Annotated in this window: 18 protein-coding genes; 7 read left to right on the top strand and 11 right to left on the bottom strand. The window is 62.4% G+C overall.

Features of this window, described 5'->3' with window-relative positions; all coding sequences use genetic code 11:
- The 4 genes from ACR0JC_RS13770 (at position 1) to ACR0JC_RS13755 (ending at position 5759) form a co-directional block, all read left to right on the top strand.
- A complete protein-coding gene (locus ACR0JC_RS13770; RefSeq protein WP_170341312.1) occupies positions 1-1806 on the top strand; it encodes an ABC transporter ATP-binding protein in 1806 nt (601 codons plus the stop codon).
- A 218-nt stretch (positions 1807-2024) separates the two neighbouring features.
- On the top strand, positions 2025-2918 hold the full coding sequence (galU, locus tag ACR0JC_RS13765) for a UTP--glucose-1-phosphate uridylyltransferase GalU (RefSeq protein WP_093963131.1): 894 nt from the start codon (positions 2025-2027) through the stop codon (positions 2916-2918).
- Between the two features lie 72 nt (positions 2919-2990).
- Positions 2991-4427: a mannose-1-phosphate guanylyltransferase/mannose-6-phosphate isomerase gene (locus tag ACR0JC_RS13760; RefSeq protein ID WP_170341310.1), complete on the top strand. Its 1437-nt coding sequence runs from the start codon at positions 2991-2993 to the stop codon at positions 4425-4427.
- Between the two features lie 255 nt (positions 4428-4682).
- Positions 4683-5759 carry a DUF2793 domain-containing protein gene (locus tag ACR0JC_RS13755; RefSeq protein WP_170341307.1) on the top strand — a complete coding sequence of 359 codons (1077 nt, stop codon included), beginning with the start codon at positions 4683-4685 and terminating at the stop codon, positions 5757-5759.
- Positions 5760-5792: 33 nt separating this feature from the next.
- On the opposite strand, the gene fcl is transcribed toward ACR0JC_RS13755, so the two are convergent.
- Both fcl and gmd read right to left on the bottom strand, forming a co-directional pair.
- Positions 5793-6770: a GDP-L-fucose synthase gene (fcl, locus tag ACR0JC_RS13750; RefSeq protein WP_170341305.1), complete on the bottom strand. Its 978-nt coding sequence runs from the start codon at positions 6768-6770 to the stop codon at positions 5793-5795.
- A gap of 10 nt (positions 6771-6780) precedes the next feature.
- Positions 6781-7905 carry a GDP-mannose 4,6-dehydratase gene (gmd, locus tag ACR0JC_RS13745; protein WP_170341303.1) on the bottom strand — a complete coding sequence of 375 codons (1125 nt, stop codon included), beginning with the start codon at positions 7903-7905 and terminating at the stop codon, positions 6781-6783.
- Between the two features lie 161 nt (positions 7906-8066).
- Here gmd and ACR0JC_RS13740 point away from each other — a divergent pair, with 161 nt between their 5' ends.
- Positions 8067-9371 (top strand): UDP-glucose dehydrogenase family protein, encoded by a 1305-nt coding sequence (locus ACR0JC_RS13740; protein ID WP_170341301.1) that lies wholly within the window; start codon positions 8067-8069, stop codon positions 9369-9371.
- Positions 9372-9408: 37 nt separating this feature from the next.
- Here the strand turns inward: ACR0JC_RS13740 and ACR0JC_RS13735 are convergent, their stop codons facing one another.
- Positions 9409-10287, bottom strand: a complete 879-nt coding sequence (locus tag ACR0JC_RS13735; protein WP_170341299.1) for a phytanoyl-CoA dioxygenase family protein — start codon at positions 10285-10287, stop codon at positions 9409-9411.
- Positions 10288-10393: 106 nt separating this feature from the next.
- Here ACR0JC_RS13735 and ACR0JC_RS13730 point away from each other — a divergent pair, with 106 nt between their 5' ends.
- Positions 10394-11284 carry a LysR family transcriptional regulator gene (locus ACR0JC_RS13730; RefSeq protein ID WP_170341297.1) on the top strand — a complete coding sequence of 297 codons (891 nt, stop codon included), beginning with the start codon at positions 10394-10396 and terminating at the stop codon, positions 11282-11284.
- Here ACR0JC_RS13730 and ACR0JC_RS13725 read toward each other — a convergent pair.
- The 4 genes from ACR0JC_RS13725 to ACR0JC_RS13710 form a co-directional block, all read right to left on the bottom strand.
- A complete protein-coding gene (locus tag ACR0JC_RS13725) occupies positions 11257-12336 on the bottom strand; it encodes a helix-turn-helix domain-containing protein (RefSeq protein WP_170341295.1) in 1080 nt (359 codons plus the stop codon). The two genes, ACR0JC_RS13730 and ACR0JC_RS13725, sit on opposite strands and share 28 nt — an antisense overlap.
- Before the next feature lie 56 nt (positions 12337-12392).
- The gene (locus tag ACR0JC_RS13720) at positions 12393-13124 is read right to left on the bottom strand and encodes a hypothetical protein (RefSeq protein ID WP_170341293.1); all 732 of its coding nucleotides are present in this window, start codon (positions 13122-13124) and stop codon (positions 12393-12395) included.
- Positions 13121-13690: an RNA polymerase sigma factor gene (locus ACR0JC_RS13715; protein WP_170341291.1), complete on the bottom strand. Its 570-nt coding sequence runs from the start codon at positions 13688-13690 to the stop codon at positions 13121-13123. The genes ACR0JC_RS13720 and ACR0JC_RS13715 overlap by 4 nt, the downstream gene beginning before the upstream one ends.
- A 66-nt stretch (positions 13691-13756) precedes the next feature.
- Complete coding sequence (locus tag ACR0JC_RS13710; protein WP_170341289.1) at positions 13757-14446, bottom strand: GntR family transcriptional regulator; 690 nt, start codon at positions 14444-14446, stop codon at positions 13757-13759.
- 132 nt (positions 14447-14578) lie between these two features.
- Between ACR0JC_RS13710 and ACR0JC_RS13705 the strand changes: the two genes are divergently transcribed.
- Entirely contained in the window at positions 14579-15595 is a 1017-nt protein-coding gene (locus ACR0JC_RS13705) for an Ldh family oxidoreductase (protein WP_170341287.1), read from the top strand.
- Here the strand turns inward: ACR0JC_RS13705 and ACR0JC_RS13700 are convergent.
- From ACR0JC_RS13700 to ACR0JC_RS13685, 4 genes are read right to left on the bottom strand one after another with little or no spacing between them, the layout of a single operon-like run.
- A complete protein-coding gene (locus ACR0JC_RS13700; protein WP_170341275.1) occupies positions 15592-16617 on the bottom strand; it encodes a trans-3-hydroxy-L-proline dehydratase in 1026 nt (341 codons plus the stop codon). The two genes, ACR0JC_RS13705 and ACR0JC_RS13700, sit on opposite strands and share 4 nt — an antisense overlap.
- 7 nt (positions 16618-16624) lie before the next feature.
- On the bottom strand, positions 16625-17863 hold the full coding sequence (locus ACR0JC_RS13695; protein ID WP_170341273.1) for an NAD(P)/FAD-dependent oxidoreductase: 1239 nt from the start codon (positions 17861-17863) through the stop codon (positions 16625-16627).
- On the bottom strand, positions 17860-18795 hold the full coding sequence (locus tag ACR0JC_RS13690) for a 4-hydroxyproline epimerase (RefSeq protein WP_170341271.1): 936 nt from the start codon (positions 18793-18795) through the stop codon (positions 17860-17862). Before ACR0JC_RS13690 ends, ACR0JC_RS13695 begins: the two co-directional genes overlap by 4 nt.
- Positions 18786-19745, bottom strand: coding sequence for a dihydrodipicolinate synthase family protein (locus ACR0JC_RS13685; protein ID WP_170341269.1), 960 nt, complete (start codon positions 19743-19745; stop codon positions 18786-18788). The genes ACR0JC_RS13690 and ACR0JC_RS13685 overlap by 10 nt, the downstream gene beginning before the upstream one ends.
- Positions 19746-19845: the final 100 nt, after the last annotated feature.

Raw genomic sequence — 19845 nt, 5'->3', positions numbered from 1 at the left:
ATGAGCCTGCTTTCCGTAAAGAACCTGAGCGTTCAGTTCGACACGCCCGACGGGGTGGTCGAGGCCGTCAAGAACATCAGCTTTGACATCGCGCCGGGCGAATGCCTGGGCATCGTCGGCGAAAGCGGGTCGGGCAAAAGCCAGACCTTCATGGCCGCGATGGGGCTGCTGCCGCCGGCGGGCCGGGCCACCGGGTCGGTGCTGCTGAACGGGCAGGAAATTCTGAACCTGCCCGTGAACAAGCTGAACCAGATCCGCGGAGATGACGTGGGCATGATTTTTCAGGACCCGCTGACCGCCCTGACCCCGCATTTGCGGGTCGGCCAGCAGATGCGCGAAGTCTTGCAGGTGCACGAAGGCCTGCAGGGTTCGGCCGCGCGGCAACGGTGCCTGGAATGGCTGGACCGCGTGCGCATACCCGAGGCCGCGCGCCGTCTGGACCAGTTCCCGCACGAGCTGTCGGGCGGGATGCGCCAGCGGGTGATGATCGCCATGTCGATGCTGTGCAATCCCAAGCTGCTGATCGCCGACGAACCGACCACCGCGCTGGACGTGACCGTTCAGGCCGACATTCTGGACCTGATGGTGCGTCTGCAAAAGGACGAAGGCACCGCCATCGCCCTGATCACGCATGACATGGGCGTCGTGGCCCGCATGTGCGACCGGGTGCAGGTCATGCGCCTGGGTGAGTTCGTCGAGGCCGGTGACACGCGCGAGATCTTTCACGCGCCCAAGCACGACTATACCCGCACCCTGATCGAGGCCATGCCCCGCATCGACGCGGGCGACGCGCCCAAGGCGGTGGAGACCGACGAGGCGCCGCTGCTGAAGGTCGATGACGTCAAGGTGCATTTCCCGATTCACGTTCCGGGCGGCATCTTTGGCCGCAAGGTGCCGTTGAAGGCGGTGAACGGGGTCAGCTTTGACATCCGCAAGGGTGAAACCCTGGGCGTGGTCGGTGAGTCGGGCTGCGGCAAGTCCACCCTCGCCCGTGCCGTGCTGCAGCTGATCGAGCCGAGCGACGGGAATGTCAGCTGGCTGGGCCATCCGATCGTCGGGCTGAAACGGGCCGAGCTGAACAAGTACCGCAAGGATCTGCAGATCGTGTTCCAGGACCCGCTGGCCAGCCTGGACCCTCGGATGACGATTTCTGCCTCGATCGCAGAACCGCTGAAAACCTATCGCCCCGACCTGACCGAGCGCGAGCGCAAGCAGATGGTCGCCGAGATGATGGAACGGGTCGGCCTGAACGCCAACATGATCAACCGCTACCCGCACGAGCTGTCGGGCGGGCAGAACCAGCGGGTGGGCATCGCACGGGCGATGATCAACAAACCCAAGCTGATCATCTGCGACGAGGCGGTCTCGGCGCTGGACGTGTCGATCCAGGCGCAGATCGTGCAGCTGCTGAAGGAACTGCAGCAGGAGTTCGGCCTGTCGATGATCTTCATCAGCCACGACCTGTCGGTGGTGCGCGCGGTGTCGAACCGGATCATGGTTCTGTATCTCGGCCGCATCGTCGAACTGGGCGATGGCGAGGTGATCTGCGCGAACCCGGTTCATCCCTACACGCAATCGCTGATCTCGGCGGTTCCGATCCCGGACCCGGATGTCGAGCGCAGCCGCCAACGACTGAAACTGCCGGGCGAGTTGCCCTCGCCCATGGATCCCAAGGCAGCGCTGCGGTTCCTGCCCAGCCGTCTGGCAGCGGGTCAGACCGACTATGTTCCCGCGCTCAGCGAGATTTCGCCCGGGCATTTCGTGGCTGAACACGATCCGCTGGAAGCGATCATGGCGAGCGCTTGATCCTGTCCCCGAAGCCGGGCAACCGGCTTCGGGGTGCTTGCCCGTTAGGGCAGAGATATTGGAAATGGGTATTTTGACTTTGCCATGACCAGATGGCACCCTTCGGTCGTTTTCGGCCTGTTTCTTCGGGCATCATTGATTGATCCGGTTTCGCAGCCTAAGAGGAAGCCCCGGATGCACCACGTCCGCCGGCTAAGTTTTTGAATTTGAGAGGTCACATGTCACGCAAGGTCACCAAGGCGATTTTCCCTGTCGCAGGATTGGGCACCCGGTTTCTTCCGGCAACGAAATCCGTTCCGAAGGAAATCATGACGCTGGTTGACCGGCCCCTCGTTCAATATGCCATCGACGAAGCCCGCGCTGCGGGTATTACCGAGTTCATCTTTGTCACATCACGCGGGAAATCGGCACTCGAAGACTATTTCGACCACAATCTCGTGCTGGAGCAGGAACTGAAGGCCAAAGGCAAGGATGATTTGTTGGAGGTTCTCGAGAACACCAACATGGAAAGCGGTGCTATCGCCTATATCCGCCAACACAAGGCTTTGGGCTTGGGACACGCCGTATGGTGCGCCCGCCGCCTGATCGGCGATGAACCCTTCGCGGTCATGCTGCCGGACGACGTTATTGCAGCCGACAAACCCTGCCTGCAGCAGATGGTCGAGGCCTATGAGGAAACCGGCGGCAACATGGTCGCCGCGATGGAGGTCGCACCCGAAAAAACCAGCTCGTACGGGATTCTGGACGCGGCCGACAGTTCCGGCAAGGTGATCCGCGCCCGCGGCATGGTCGAAAAGCCCAAGGCCGACGAGGCACCGTCGAACATGGCGGTGATCGGTCGATACATTTTGGGGCCGTCGGTGCTGTACAACCTCAATCAGATGAAGAAAGGCAGCGGCGGCGAGATCCAGCTGACCGATGCCATCGCCGAGGACATCGGCAACGGTGTCCCGGTTTTCGGATACCGTTTCGATGGTCAACGGTTCGACTGCGGATCCAAGGCGGGCTTCCTGCAGGCCACCGTGGCTTTTGCCCTGGCCCGGAATGACCTGCGCGACGATCTGAGCGCCTATCTGAATGATATTGTTGCCACAGGTCGGGCCGCCCAATAAGCGGCGGTCCTTCACCCACCCTGTGATGACTGCGATAAAACGTCAGAAAACCAGCCGAAAAGCCCATTCGTCATGACCACCATCTATCCTGTCATTCTGTGCGGCGGCTCCGGAACCCGGCTTTGGCCGCTGTCCCGAAAAAGCTATCCCAAACAGTTCGTGCCTCTGGTCGGAAGCAGCAGCCTGTTGCAGAACTGTGCGGACAGGATGCGAGGGCCCAAGGACACACCGTACGCCAAGCCCCTGATACTCACCAATGAATCGTTCCGCTTCATCGTCACCGAGCAGCTTACCGCCATTGGTGTCGACCCCGGTCCGATCCTTATTGAACCTGAAGGCCGCAACACGGCTCCGGCGGTCTTGGCGGCCGCGCTTTACCTGTCGAAGGTAGACCCGGATGCTTTGATGCTGGTGGCGCCGTCCGATCACGTCGTTCCCGACAAGTCCGCGTTCCACGCGGCGGTTTCGCAAGGTGTGACCGCCATCGAGAGGGACCGCCATCTGGTGACGTTCGGGATCACTCCGGACCGGCCGGAAACCGGATATGGATATCTGAAGCTCAGCGCTGCGCCCGACGCGACAGGTGCTGCGGTCGCATTGGACCATTTCGTTGAAAAGCCCGATCTGGATCGAGCCAAGGCCATGATCTCCGATGGCAGTTACCTGTGGAATTCCGGCATTTTCCTGTTTGCGGTGCGCGACATCATCGCTGCGTTCCAGGATCATGCACCCAACTTGTTGCCGCCGGTGCAGACTGCCGTCGAGGACGCGAAGGCCGATCTTGGCTTTCTGCGACTGGACGCATTGGCCTGGGGGAAAGTCGAAGACATATCGATCGACTACGCGGTCATGGAACGGGCCAAAAACCTGAGCGTTGTTCCCTATGCCGCCGGCTGGTCGGATGTCGGCAGCTGGTCGGCCGTCCAGGAGCTGAGCAGCCCCGACGAAAACGGCGTTGCGACCACCGGTGAGGTGACGACGATCGACTGCAACAACGTGTTGATCCGGTCCGAGTCAGCCTCCCAAGAAGTCGTGGCCATGGGGCTCGAGAACATGATCGCTGTGGCCATGCCGGATGCCGTTCTGGTGGCCAGCATGGACAAGGCACAGGATGTCAAACAGGCCGTGGCCGCCCTTAAGGCGAAAGGGGCACCGCAAGCCGAAGCTCTGCCGGTCGACCATCGCCCCTGGGGCTGGTTCGAGAGCCTGGTCGTAGGCGAACGATTCCAGGTCAAACGGATTCACGTAAACCCCGGTGCGGCCCTGAGCCTGCAATCCCACCACCACAGGTCCGAGCATTGGATCGTTGTGGAAGGTACCGCCAAGGTCACGATCGATGACAAGGTTCGTCTGGTCAGCGAAAACCAGTCTGTCTACATCCCCCTTGGCGCGGTTCACCGCATGGAAAACCCCGGTAAGGTGCCTATGGTCCTGATCGAGGTCCAGACCGGCGCCTACCTCGGAGAGGACGATATTATCCGGTACGAGGATGTCTACGCCCGCAACTGATCGTGGCTGAACACCTCGGCTCCGGTCGCCAACGGTTCACACTTTGGGCGAACAAGACAGAATCAGCTGGCCGACTTCCATACTAAAAATATCCACAGCCGCCCCGAAAGGGCGGCTTTGTTTCGTATTTGGAAATCCACAAGTAACCAAATCCTTTTTGTGCCGTTCGCACGTGAAAGCGGGGATTCATCCCATCCGCGGCAGGGTGGCGCGCAGCGAATTCCGTGAATCGATGGCCCAAGGAGGATCCCGCCCGTGTCCCAAATCACCCCCCGTTTGAATCTGCCGTTTCTGCAACCGTCACAGGCGCAAAAACACGTTACCCACAACGAAGCGCTGCGGCAGCTGGACCTGATCGTGCAGCTGAGTGTTGTGGCTCTGGATGAAACCATTCCACCTGCGGCACCAGGTCAAGGTGCCATCTACGGCTTGGGGGCCAGCCCGACAGGCGCCTGGGCGGGGAGGCCTGGGCAACTCGCGGCTTGGTTAGACAATGCTTGGGTCTTTGTCACTCCGGCAAACGGATGGCGCGTTTGGGACCAAGCCAACGCCGCGCTCAAGGTCTGGGACAACGGGGGATGGATCGATCCTCCGGTCAATACTGCAAACCTTGCCGGGGTCGGGGTCGCAACCGGATACGATCCGACCAACCGGCTTTCGGTACGAAGCCCAGCCACATTGCTGAGCCATGACGGAAGCGGCCACCAGTTGAAGATCAACAAGGCAAGCGCGACTGACACCGCCTCACTCCTGTTTCAATCCAACTGGACCGGCCACGCCGAGATGGGCCTTGCGGGCAGTACCGATTTTTCCATCAAGGTTTCACCGGACGGAGGCTCTTGGACCGAGGTGGTGCGCGTGGATGCCACATCGGGAACGATCAGTGGCGCGGCCGTTCAAGCCAACCCTGAAGATGTAGCACCCGGACGGCTGATGCGAGCCGACTACGGATATGGCCCGGGTAACCTCTTGGGTCCGGTGACGCAGTCTGGCGGGACCCCGACCGGCGCAGTGATCGAACGCGGCGCAAATGCAAACGGCGAATTCGTTCGTTTCGCGGACGGAACCCAGATCTGCACCCTCGCGGCGAGTTCGGTGGCCTGTACTGCCGGCATGGGACCACTGTTTGCAAGCGCCCAGAATACTTGGGTTTTCCCCGCGCCTTTTGCTGCGGGCAGCACTCCGACCCTAAGCGGCAGCGGTAATGCTCTGGGACGGTTCATCAGCTTCGATTTGCCGACCGAAACGCAGGTAGCGTGGCAAGTTCTGTCGGCGGTGTCCGATCCGGCGGCAATACCCCCGGCGGTCTCGGCCATCGGCCGTTGGTTCTGAGCACCGAACGCACCCGGTCTTTGGGCCGGGTGCCTATTTGGCCCGAAGGTCGTCGGCCGATTGGTCAAGGAACCAGGCATAGGTCTCGCGGATACCATCTTCCAGCTCTATGCGTGCCTTCCAGCCCATCTTGGCCAACCGGGAAACGTCCATCAGTTTGCGCATCGTACCATCTGGCTTGGTGGTGTCCTGCTGGATCCGGCCGGTATATCCGGTGATTTTGGCGATCAGTGCGGCCAGCTCGGCAATTGAAACATCCTGCCCGCAGCCCACGTTTATGTGGCTCAGCATGGGTTGCGTATTGGCCTGATACACGTCCTGCGGTAAATCCATTACGAACAGCGATGCCTCGGCCATGTCATCGACATGCAGGAATTCACGCCGCGGCTTGCCGGTTCCCCAGATCACCACCTCGTCCAGCCCGTCGCGTTTTGCTTCGTGGAAGCGGCGGATCAGTGCTGGCAGAACATGGCTGTTCTCAGGGTGGAAATTATCGCCCGGCCCATACAGGTTGGTCGGCATGATCGACCGGTAGTCGACCCCGTGCTGGCGGTTGTAGCTTTCGCACAGCTTGATCCCGGCGATCTTGGCAACCGCATAGGGTTCGTTCGTCGGCTCCAAAACACCTGTCAGCAACGCGTCTTCGCGCATCGGCTGCGCTGCCTCACGCGGGTAGATGCAGGAACTGCCCAGCTGCAGAAGACGCCGTACACCGGCCGCAAAAGCCTGATGGATCACGTTGCACTCGATCATCAGGTTTTCGTAAATGAAATCTGCAGGATACGTGTTGTTTGCGTGGATCCCCCCCACCTTGGCAGCGGCCAGGATCACGACGTCTGGGCGCTCGGCCTGCATGAAGGCGCGGACGGCCGACTGATCCGTCAGATCCAATTCGGAATGGGTTCGGGTAACCAGTTCAAGCGGCTCGCCATCGGCCTGGCGCGCCTTGAGCTGGCGCAGGATTGCTCCACCTACCATCCCACGATGTCCGGCGATGTAGATCTTACGCATTTCTGCCTCCTCAGCCGTTTTCCAGGCTGACGGGCAATTCGAACCCATGCTCTTTCAACAAGGCGTGTCGCTTGGCGGTTTTGAGGTCTTCCAGAACCATCTCTGCGCACATTTCCTGCACGGTCAGCTCCGGCTCCCATCCCAATTTGGCCTTAGCGTTCGACGGGTCGCCCAGCAGCGTCTCCACCTCGGCTGGGCGGAAATACTGCGGGTCGATCCGCATGATCACGTCGCCGGGTTTCAGCGCTGGGGCGTTGTCGCCGTCGATCGCCGTCACCGTTGCGACCTCGTCCACACCGCTGCCCGAAAACTCCAAGGTAAGCCCAAGCTCGGCCGCCGACCATTCGATGAATTGGCGCACGGAATACTGCTTGCCGGTGGCAATAACGAAATCCTCCGGCTTGTCCTGCTGCAGCATCATCCACTGCATCCGCACGTAATCCTTGGCATGGCCCCAATCGCGCAGGCTGTCGATATTCCCCATGTAAAGGCACTTCTCCAAGCCCTGGGCGATGTTGGCCAGACCACGCGTGATCTTGCGGGTGACAAAGGTTTCGCCGCGGCGCGGGCTTTCGTGATTGAACAGGATTCCGTTGCAGGCATACATCCCGTACGCCTCACGGTAATTGACCGTGATCCAATACGAATACAGCTTGGCCACCGCGTAGGGCGAGCGGGGATAGAACGGGGTCGTTTCGCGCTGCGGAGTTTCCTGGACCAGCCCGTAGAGTTCCGACGTGGACGCCTGATAGAACCGGGTCTTGTTCTCAAGTCCCAGGAACCGGATCGCCTCAAGCAGGCGCAGAGTGCCGATGGCATCGACATCCGCGGTATATTCCGGAGACTCGAAGCTGACGGCCACGTGAGATTGGGCGCCCAGGTTGTAGACTTCGTCGGGCTGAACCTCCTGGATGATGCGGGTCAGGTTCGAGGTATCGCTCAGATCGCCATAGTGCAGGCGCAGCTTCGGATCAGGCTCGTGGGGGTCCTGATAGATGTGGTCGATCCGCTGGGTGTTGAACGAGGATGCCCGACGCTTGATCCCGTGAACCTCATAGCCCTTTGCCAACAGAAATTCGGCCAGGTAAGACCCGTCCTGTCCGGTAATTCCGGTGATCAGCGCTTTTTTGGTCATCAGTTTGTTCCACCAGTTTCATGGACGCCCATTTGTCGCCCCAAAAACAGCAAGATGTCATGGAATGCAACCCGAGGCCACTGTGAGGCATTGAAACCGGCGGAAGTTTCTCCGAATGTGTGGCCGCCCGAGGTGGCATTGGTAACAAGGGAATTTGAATAATGCGTATTGCGATGATCGGCACCGGATATGTGGGTCTGGTGTCGGGTGTGTGCTTCTCGGATTTCGGCCATGACGTCATTTGCGTCGACAAAGCCGAAGCTAAGATCCAGATGCTGCAGGACGGAAAGGTTCCGATCTACGAACCGGGACTGGATGTTCTGATGGCCAAGAACGTGGCCGCTGGCCGGCTGAGCTTTACCACCGATCTGGCAAATGCGGTGAAAGGCGCGGATGCCGTCTTTATCGCTGTCGGGACACCAACCCGCCGCGGCGACGGCCATGCGGATCTGACCTATGTGATGGCAGCGGCCGAGGAAATCGCCCATGCCATGGATGGCTACACCGTGGTTGTGACAAAATCCACGGTTCCGGTCGGAACCAACCGCAAGGTTCAGGAAGTTGTCGCAGCAGCCAACCCCGAGGCCGAATTTGATGTCGCCTCGAACCCGGAATTCCTGCGCGAAGGCGCTGCAATCGACGATTTCATGCGTCCGGACCGCGTCGTTGTAGGGGTCGAGAACGACCGCGCCGCCGAGGTGATGGCCGAAATCTACCGCCCACTTTACCTGCGCGATTTTCCGATCCTGACGACGGATCTGGAAAGCGCCGAAATGATCAAATACGCGGCAAACGCCTTTCTCGCCACCAAGATCACGTTCATCAACGAAATCGCTGGCCTGTGCGAGCGGGTCGGTGGCGACGTCAAGGAAGTGGCGCGCGGCATCGGCTTGGATGGGCGCATCGGAAACAAGTTCCTGCATGCCGGCCCCGGTTACGGCGGATCGTGCTTTCCCAAGGACACCGCGGCGCTTGCGCGGATCGGACAGGAACATGCCTTCCCCATGCAGATCACCGAAACCGTCATGCGCGTGAATGACGAAGTCAAAAAACGCATGATCGAAAAGATCCGCGAAGCTTGCGACGACAGTTTCAACGGCAAGACCGTGGCGGTTCTTGGGGTGACATTCAAACCAAACACCGACGACATGCGCGATGCTCCATCACTGACCATCGTGCCCGCCCTGATCGGTGGCGGCGCCAAAGTTCGCGTGGTCGACCCTCAGGGCCGATCCGAGGGTGAGGCTCTGCTGCCGGGTGTAGAGTGGGTCGAAGACCCGTATGCCGCAGCCAAGGACGCGCACGCAGTGGTGCTGTTGACCGAATGGAACGAGTTCCGCGCGCTGAACCTGACGCAGATGGCCGCTGAGATGAAATCTCCACGCATGGTCGACCTGCGGAACATCTATTCACGCGACAAGGTCAAGAAATCTGGTTTCGAAACCTATGTCGGGGTTGGGCGCTAGGCGTCCAATCCCCTTGCCTTTGGGTTTCGAACCCGGCTCAATCATAGAGTGGAACGGTGGCCCTGGCCCCAGCTGCCAGCGCCTTGCCCAGATCGCGGCGCACCTGTTCGTACAGGGCAAGCGACTCGTCGGAAAACAGGGTGGCGGGCGGATCGACATGGATGAAGTTTCCCTGCCGGTCCTCTCCGAGGGCGACCATCGCGTAGTCGCGGTCCGCCACCAACTGCTTCGCATTCGGACTGATATAGCGGATGGCCATCCCGATGCGCCGATCGTCCGACCGGTTCGGGCCCGAGCCATGAATGGTCAGCCCGTGGTGCAGTGACATCTGTCCGGGCGCCAATTCGATATGGGTTTTGTCTTCCTCGGCCACTTCGACTGCAATCTCTTGCCCGCGCGACAGCAGGTTGGTCTCGGAATAGGTATCATTGTGCGGAAGTATTGGGTTCTTGTGGCTGCCCCGGACAAAATCCATGCAGCCGCTTTCCACGGTTGCCGGCGACAGGGCCAGCCAGGCCGTAACCTGATCCGGGGTCTCGCCCATCCCCCAATAGGTCAGGTCCTGATGCATGCCAACTGTCTGGACGGTGAGCGGTTCTTTGATGAAAAACTCGGCCGACCAGATCATGATGTCCGGACCCAAGACGCCTTCGACGGCATCCAGAATACGCGGATCCATGGCCAACCGCGCCGCCAGCGGCATGACCAGGTGTGAATTCACGCGCTTGTAGGTATTCAGCGGCAGAGGCAGATCGGCGGCCATCCAGTCGCGTTCAATCTGTTCGAGTTCCGAGCGCACCTGCGCGGCCTCGTCAGCAGACAGAATATCCAGCGGAAACAGGAAGCCGTCTTCCCAGTATTGCGCTGCTTGCGATGGCGTCAGTTTGTGCCGGGCCAAGTCTTGGATGTCGGGCATGGGTGCACCTTTTCGGATCGGTTCACGCACAGCCTAGCCGAACCGGTCTTGCGACGAGAACGCAAAGCCTTGCCTGTCAGGATAAGTTCAGCTTAGCCTGATTGCCATGTCGACCCGCATCCCCTCTCTCAACTGGCTGCGCGTTTTCGAGGCCGCGGCCCGCACCGAAAGCTTTGCCCGTGCCGCCGCCCAGCTGAACATGTCGGCCGCCGCGGTCAGCCAACAGGTCAAGGCGCTGGAAACTCGTCTGGGGACACCGTTGTTTCATCGCCATGCCCATGCCGTCACTTTGACCGAGGCCGGGCGGGCGTACCTGCCGGTCGTGCAGCAATCTCTGGTGATGCTGGAATCAGCCACTACTGGCCTGTTCGGCCAGACCCGGGACCAACGGCTGTATGTCCAATCCGTGTTGTTGTTCGCGCAAGGGGTGCTTGCGGCGGGCCTGACCCAGTTCCAAAAATCCCAACCTCAGATCAACCTGTCCCTGACGACCGGGAACCGGATCGCCGACTTCGCCAATCGCTTTACCGACCTGCAGATCGTGTTCGGCAACCCGACGCTGTTCGGCGCCGAAGGTGACATGCTGTTGACCGAGACCCTTTTTCCCGTGGCGCCACCGGACATTGCCGACCAGATCAGCACTCCGCTGGATCTGGCCCGGTTTCCGCTGATCGAGGTTTCGACCCACAGGGCCAGTTGGCCGCACGTTTTCGAAGCCCTCAGGCTGCCGGCCGGGCAGGCCCAGTATTTCTTCGCGGACAACTCGGTGATGGCGGCCGAGCTATCCGCGCAAGGGGTCGGGATCGCCCTGGCCCGCGCGCCCGCGTCTGACCGGATCATGCGGATGTCGGGCCTGGTGCCGTGTCTGCCGGAGGTGGCCGTGCCGGGCCGGGATGCCTACCACCTGATCTACCCGTCCCGGGCCACATTGAGGCCGCCCGCGCGTGCGTTCCGCGAGTGGTTGCTGGACTATAGCGCGGCAGCCCAGACCCGATAACGGCCCTGCCCGGTCACTTCGCGGATCAACCCACGTTCGGTGAACTTGTCGAGATTGCGTTGCACGGCTGCACGCGAGGCCTGCGTTAACTCCTCGGCCAATGGCGCAGAAACCATGGGCCATGCAGTCAGCACATCGATCAGGACCGGCGGCGTCCGCCCGCTGAGATCCGTGGTGGCCTCGCGTGCCCGGGCCTCCCACGCGCTGACGCGATCCAGATGCAGCAGCGCGGCCAAGGCTGCCTGCCCTGCCCCCCGAACCCAAGCGTTGAGTTTTTCCTCTGGCGTGCCGATGCCGCGCAGCGCCCCGGGGCCCGACAATGCCAAGGGCATGAACAGTGCCCCGCCCCGACCCATCGTGGCCGCATGCCGCGCAGCGATCACCGCTGCTTCGGTATCCTGTCCCATTCCCTGCGACAGCGCGCGCCACGCGTGAAAGGCAATGGCCGACTGCGTGACAGGGTGCAGGGCTTGTGCGCTGTCCATCACCTCGGCCAAGTCCGCGACCGCTTCTGGAACTTCGTCTATCCCCTGAGCCATCCGGTCCAGAAAGGCGGCCAGTCCCGATTGCCAGCCGCCGTCCGACGGCCCTGCGCCCGAAGTCAGTCGCCGAACCGCCCAACCCGCCCGAAACAATGCTTGCACATCGTCCCCGGTGGCTCCGATGCGCAATCCGGTCCACAGGGCAAGCCGATCAACACTGATCCGGTCACCGGTCCACCACCCCAGGTCGGATACGTCCATCAGGGCCAGCCGGTGGGTCCACCCCTTTGGACCACTGCGCAGCCGCTCGTCCAGCGCCCCGAAGGTCAAGGCCAGATCCGCCAATCCCTGCGCCACTTCAGCTTGGGCGGCGCGCCAGTCCCGCGGGTCGAACAAAGCGCCCCGATCGGCACGCGGACCCGGCGGCAACATGTCCTCGGGCGCCGCTGCATCTTCGGGCGGCAGAAACCAAAGGTCTTCGTCGTCCGGCGGATCGACGTCATAGATACTGCGCGGCCCGTCCAGGACATCGTCCTCGTCCGGGCCCGGGTTCGTGGCCTTGGTCGTCATGCCATGCATTGTTCGGCCAATCGCACCGGTTCACAAGAGGTTTCGCGCAAGGCGGCTCAGCCGGCGAATGTCTGGGCCAGGTAATCCAGCTGCACGGTCAAATCGTTGTCCGGCCGGTTCCCCAACAGCATGTATCCGTATCCGTCGCGCGCCCACCGGGCCGTTGCAAGCCCGCTCAGGACTTCCTGCTTCAACTCTGAATTCGGCGCGCCATCGCCCTGGCGGATCACGCACAGCGCAAAGGGATTGCCATCAGCGTCGGCAAAAACGATCTGAACCAATGGTTTGCCCTTGAAGGACAAAACCTGCGCGGCCTTCAGTTCCAGCCCCGGCAAACCTTCAAGCGAATCCCGGTTCAGCGGGCGGCCCAGTTTCTCTTCGGCCAATGAGATCTGGGCGTCGACGAGCGCCGGCGGGTATTCCAGCGTTGCAATCGAATCCGGCGTGTAAAGCGACTGGTACAGGGCCGCCTGCTCTGCCCATCCCATCGGCTGTGAGCGGGTCAGCCAAAAGGTCAGAGATACGGCCAACACGGCCGCGGCAGCCGCGACGCCCAACAGGCGCCAGGGCCCCGCCAAAGCCGGAACCCTAGGCGGCAGTTCAACTTGTGGCGCTGCGGCGGGAATGTCTCGGAACACCTCGCGAACCACCGGCGCGATCGGATCCAGATCCATCAGGCGCTGCTCCAGTTCCGGATCGTTCTCAACAGCGGCCTCGATGGCATCGCTTTCCTCAGACCCCAATGAGCCTTGCAGATAGGCCTTTAGCGTATCGTCGGAAAAGGTCATGAGTCCCTCCGTCGGTCGGACGCAGCGGCATCCTGCGGCATCGCAGCTTGCAGTTTCTTGCGGGCATTGGAAAGCCGGCTCATGATCGTACCAATCGGAACCTCCAGCAACGCGGCTGCCTCGCGATAGCTGTAGCCCTCGACAAAGACCAGCATGACCGTTTCGCGTTGCGCCTCGGGCAGTTGCATTACCTGTGTAAACACTTCCCGCGCAAAAATATTCATTTCGGCGTCGGTACCCGGCGCGATCAATTCGGCGTCCGGCGTTGCGGCCAACCCCTGGGACTTGCGCACGGTCCGCGCCCGCAGCTCGTTTAACCAGATCGACCGGCAGATCGTCATCAGCCACGAATCCAACCGATCAGTATGCGTAACCTGATGGCTGCGCTCCAACGCGCGCAGGCAAGTGGCCTGGGTCAAGTCGTCGGCAACATCCTGCGCCCCCGACAGAGCCAGCGCAAACCGCCAGACGCGTCTGGAATACGCCCCAATCGCCTGACGCACGGCCTGTTCCGAACTGTTGAGGTCATCACTGGGCACTTGGTCGATCCATGTTTCGGCACGCATCCCGCGACGCCAGAACTGGCACAGACAGAGAAGAATTGAAAACGCTTTCTTTCCGGTCGCTTGGCGTCAGCGTCCGACCGCCTCCTCGGACGCTCGCTTGGCAGCCACCAGTGCCAACAATTGGTCCTTGGTTCGTCCGATATGCGCGGACAGAAGCGCACAGGCCTGCTCGACCTGCCCATCCCGGGCAAGGCGCAGCAATTCGCGATGCTCTTTACGGGCCGGTTCGCGTTGTTGCATCACACTGAGATGCATTCGGACATAACGATCCGACTGAAGGCTCACGCGGTGCAGCAGCTCGTTGGTCAGGCTTCGGTTCGCGGCCGCGTAGAGGGCCGAGTGGTACTGATAGTTCAGCGCGCCCCACCGGCTGACGTCATTGGCGTCGTACGAGGCCTCCATCTGCTCCAGCAGGTGTTCGCAGCGCGCAAAGTCAGACCCGGTCATCTGCGGAATTGCCCAGCGGAACAGGTCGGTCTCCAACAGCGACCGCAGGTCGAAGATCTCGCCGATCTCGGACAGAGAATGGCGCGTGACCCGCGCCCCGCGGTTGTTCGTCAGCTGAACCAGACCTTCGGCATCAAGCTGTTTCAGCGCCTCGCGCACCGGCATGCGCGACACGTCATAGTCTTCGGCCAATGCCTCTTGACGGATGGTCTCGCCTTCCGCCAGATCACCGCTGAGAATGCGTTCACGCAAGTCGGACGCAATTGCATCGGGAAGGCTTTGACGGGTGATTGCGCGTTTTGCTGCCAAGGATCTGTCCGCATTTGCATTTTGGATACAAATATCCGCCCCGAGGCGCTTTTCCAACCGCCTATCGGGTTGAACAGGGCTAGGGTTCCCCGCTACCCCTTTGGCAACCGAGATCAAACCCGGGAACGGAACATGAGCGAAACGGTACGGCTGACGCCTAAAGAAATGACCGATCTGAGCCTGAAGGTTCTGTCCCATGTGGGTTATGGCCCCGACCACGCGCGGGCGATCGCGGAACTGCTGACCACCTGCCAAATGGACGATTGCCAGTCGCACGGTCTGTTTCGTCTGTTCATGTGCGCCCAGACCATGCAGGCGGGCAAGATCGACGGCCATGCGCAGCCCCAGGTCGCCGCCTCGGACAATGCCATCGTGCGCGTCGACGCACAGGGCGGCATGTCGTTGCTGGCGTTCCAGAAAGGCTTGCCGCGGCTGGTCGAGAAGACCCGCACCCACGGGATCGCGGCCATGGCGATCAAACGCTGTTTTCATTTCTCGGCCCTGTGGCCCGAGGTGGAGGCCCTGTCGGCCAAGGGGCTTGCAGCCATGGCGATGGTGCCCAGCCATTCCTGGGTGGCCCCTGCGGGGGGCACGCGCGGCAGCCTGGGCACCAACCCGCTGGCCTTCAGTTGGCCCCGCCTGGGCCAAGACCCGTTCACCTTCGATTTCGCGACCAGCGCCTTCGCCCGCGGCGAGATCGAGCTGTACAAGCGCGCGGGCAAACGCCTGCCCGAAGGCGTGGCGATCGACAAAGACGGCAACCCCACGACCGACCCGCAAGCGGCGCTGGACGGCGCGATGCTGACTTTCGGCGGCTACAAAGGCTCGGCCCTGTCGATCATGATCGAACTTCTGGCCGGCCCGCTGATCGATGACCTGACCAGCCTGGAGAGCATGGAGTTCGCCCAAGGCACGGGCGGCGCGCCTTACCACGGCGACATCATCATCGCCTTCGACCCCGACCAGTTCAGCGGCGCGCGACGACAGGCCAACGACGCGCGGGCCGAGCGCCTGTTTGCCGATATCCTCGATCAAGGCGCGCGCCTGCCGTCACAGCGCCGCTTTGCCGCCCGCGCGCGCAATACCACCCGGGGATATGCCGAGGTTTCCGCGCAACTGCACCGCGATCTGCTGGCCCTTCTGGACTAGGCACCCCAGGTGTCGCGCAGGCGGTAACCTTGCGGCCAGGGGTCGTCGGGGTCCAGCATGTGCTGGTGGATGCCGGTGATCCATCCGCGGCCCGAGATCTCGGGCAGGATGGCCGGATGGTCGCCGACATGTGTCGTGCCCAGTATACGGCCGGCAAACCGCGAGCCGATGATCGACAGCGCGTCAAAGCTCTGGCCCGGCCGCATCTGCCCCCTCGCGGCCATCAGCGCCATGCGGGCCGAAACGGCGGTACCGGTGGGCGAGCGGTCGACCTTGCCGGGCTGGATCGCCACCGCGGATCGGCCGGTCAGGCCGGTTTCTGTTTCGGCCAGCGGTCCGCAGAACGCGCAGAACGAGATGTGGTTCCAATCCGGGTTTTCGGGATGCGCAAAGCCCAGCTGCGCATTGGCAGCGTCGGTGATCGCCACCCCCAGACGGGCGATGTCGGCGGCCTCGTCCTCGGTGATGCGCAGCCCCAGCGCCGCGGCGTCGACCACGACGAAACTGTCCCCGCCATAGGCGGTGTCCACCGTCAGGGTCCCTAGCCCTGCGACTTCGAGCGGCGCGGCGAGGCGGTCGGCAAAGCTGGGCAGGTTCTGGACGTAGATCCGTACGGCCTTGCCGTTGCGGCATTCGGCCCGCACCCGCACCAGCCCGCCCGGCGCCTCGAGCGTCAGGTGGGTTTCCGGTTCGGTCATCGGCAGGATGCCCCCGTCCAGCAGCACTGTCGCCACGCATATCGCGTTCGAGCCGGACATGGGCGGCGTGTCCTCGGGCTCCATTATGATGAAGGCGGCGTCGGCATCAGGATGTTTGGGCGGCACCAGCAGGTTGACATGGCGGAACACCCCGCCGCGCGGCTCGTTCAGCACGAAGTTGCGCAGGGTCTGGTCGCGGGCGATGAAGCTGCGTTGCGCCCAGATCGTGTCGCCGGGCGGCGGGGCGACACCGCCGACGATCACATCCCCCACTTCACCCTCGGCATGGGCCGAGATCACGTGGATGGTCTTGCTGCTGCGCATCCCCCGCTCAGAACCGGGTGGCGGCGAAGGGATCGACCGGGATGGCCGGATCGGTGCCGTCGACCAGCGCTCCCACCAGCTCGGCGGTGCCGGCCGACTGGGTCAGGCCCAGATGGCCGTGCCCGAAGGCGTAGATCAGGTTCGGCGATTTCGAAGACCGTCCGATCACCGGAATGCTGTCGGGCAGCGAGGGGCGGAACCCCATCCACTGCGTCCCGCCTTCGGTCTTCAACCCCGGTAGGAACTGGCGCGCCTTGTTCAGCAAGGTATCGGCGCGTTTGAAATTGGGTGGCAGGTCAAGCCCGCCCAGTTCGACCGCGCCGCCGATGCGCACACCGCCGTTGATCTTGGTGGCCACGAAAGCATGCCGCGAGAAGGCAAGGTGCAGCCGCAGGTCGAACGCGCCCGGCGGCAGGGTCGTGTTGTAGCCCCGCTCGGTCTCGAGCGGGATCCGGTCGCCCACCGTGCGGGTCAGGTGGTGCGACCACGCCCCGGCGGCCACGACCACCTTGCTGGCATCCGCCGCACCCTGGTCGAAGCGCACCCAGACGCCCGTGTCCGACAGCTCCAGCGCGCGTACGGGGCGCGTTTCGATCACCCCGCCACGGTCGCGAAACACCTGTGCCAGATGCTCGACCCAGCGTTTGGGATCGACGGTATTCCACCAGTGTGGCGTGAACCCGGCATGGGAAAAACGCGGGCTGAGCCCGGGCTGAATCTCGGCGATCGCTTCGGGGCTTTCCAGCAGATCGAAGGCGATGCCATGCCGGCGACGCAACTCCCACGTGGGCAAGGCGGCGCGGAACTCGGCCGCGCTTTCGTACAACTGCAACTGCCCGTCGCGCTGCATCATCGCCTCGCCACCCGTATCGGCGATCTGCCGTTCGGTCGCGGCCTGGCACAGGCGCATCAGGTTGGCCTGCGCGGCGACCAGCGCCTGGTACCGGCTGGGGCGGCTGGCCCGCCAGAACCGCCACATCCACGGCGCGATCTGCAGGGCATAGGCGGGCGGGATCGACAGCGGCCCCAACGGATCGAGCAGCCATTTCGGGGCCTTTTTCATGATCCCCGGCGTGGCCAGAGGTTCGACCTCGGGGAAGGCGAACGCCCCGGCATTTCCCGCCGAACTGCCCGCGGCCACGCCTTCGCGGTCCAGTATCTGAACCGTGTAACCCCGACGCTGCAATTCCAGCGCCGCGCTGATACCAACGACGCCGGCACCTATGACGATGACATCTTTCTTCATGTGATCTCTATACCCGAACGGAATGGATCGGCGGGATCAAAAATCAAGCGGCTTTCGGCCATCACGAAAGCCTGACCGGTGATCGAGGGGATCACCCCGCCGTTCGGACCCGGCTGATAGGACAGCCGATAGGGGCTGCCGATGACGCTAGCCTGCACGATTTCTTCACCCGGCGCCAAGCGCCCATCGGCCGCCAGACAGGCCAACCGCGCCGAACTGCCCGTGCCGCAGGGCGAGCGGTCATAGGCGTCATCGGGGCACAGAACGAAGTTTCGGCTGTGGACGCCGGAGGCCGGCGCGGTCTCCTGAAAAATCACATGATCGATCGGCTCGCCCGCTTCGCCGCCCACGCCCTGCGCGACCGAGGCCTGCCGAATGGCGACGCCCAGATCGGTCAGTTGCCGGATGTTCGCGGGCTCGACCGGCACCGGGCTGGGATCGACGATAAAGAACCAATTGCCGCCATAGGCCACATCACCTGTAACCGGCCCGAAATCCGGAACCTCGATCGTCACGGCCTGATGCACCCGCCGGCTTTCGATGTTGGTTACTGTCACTGTGTTGGGATCGTGCAGCTCCACCTTGACCACACCCGCTGGGGTTTCGATCCGGTGGATGCCAACACCGATCCGCCCAAGATGGGCCAGCGTCACGGTCAACCCAATCGTGCCATGCCCGCACATGCCAAGCACCGCATCCACGTCGAAGAAGATCACCCCGGTCACGCAGGACGGATCGACCGGGGGCACCAGCAGCGCCCCCACCATCGCTGGCTGACCGCGCGGCTCCAGCATGACCGAGCGCCAGAACGGGCGGTGCTGAGTCGCCAAAAGCCCTGCGCGTTCGGACAGAGGACCGCTGACCAGATCGGGCGCGCCGTCCAGAATCACGCGCGTCGGCTCTCCGCCGGTATGGCTGTCGATCACATGCACGCGGCAATCACCCCGCCTTGCCTTGACCAGTCTGCAAACCAGGCGCGAAACAAGCTGTACTGCTGTTCGCAATAGTGGCGCTGCGCATCGGTCAGCGCGTCAGTTTCGTTGAAGTGCAAGCGGTATTCATCCTCGCCGTTCAGCACCAGGAGGTGCTTGTAATACAGAACCAGATCGGGGCCTTCGTCGAAACTGGACAGCACGTCGATGGCCTCTGTCAACTCCTGTGCGCGCTGGCGGGCCTCGGCGTTGCCAGAAGCCGCTTTTTTCGACAAAGCAGTAAGCAGCAGAACCTCTTTGGGCAGTACATTACCGATGCCAGTGATCGCGCCGGTTGCGCCGCAATTGACGATGCCATGGTAGACCGCCGTATCGACCCCCACCATCAGCGTCACCTGGTCATCACGGCTGGTGATGTTCTCAGCCGCATAGCGCAGATCGTCCTTGCCACCGAATTCCTTGAAGCCCATCAGATTGGAGTGCTCGGCCCGCAGCGCAAAGAAGAGGTCGGCGCGGGTGGCGAACCCGTAATACGGACTGTTGTAGATGACCGCCGGAATATCTGGTGCCGCCGACAGGATGGCCTTGAAATGGTTGCGCTGCGCCGTGACCGAACTGCCGCGCGACAGGACCCGCGGGATAACCATCAGCCCCGCTGCACCCACCTTTTGCGCATGCGCCGCGTGTGCCACGGCGGATTGCGTATTGACCGCCCCGGTGCCCACCACCACGGGCAGGCCGGCGCCGATCAACCGCTCGACCCCTTCCATCCGCTGTTCGTCGGTCAGCAGTGGCCAGTCGCCCATCGACCCGCAGTAGACGACCGCGGACATGCCCGCCTCGATCATCTGCTGCCCCTTTCGCACCAAGGCGTCAAAGTCGGGCTGACGGTCGGGCGTACAAGGGGTCATGAGCGCGGGCATGGTGCCGGTAAAGACGTCGGGTGACATGTGGCCGATCCTTTCCAAGTTGCCCGCGTCCATCGCCGGGCGGTCAGATTTCCTGTCTCAACCCCGCAGTATCGGATTTTGTATCCAAAATCCATCTAAT

The organism is Ruegeria sp. CH5, assembly GCF_056537025.1.
This window is presented reverse-complemented; position numbering and strand designations above follow the sequence as displayed.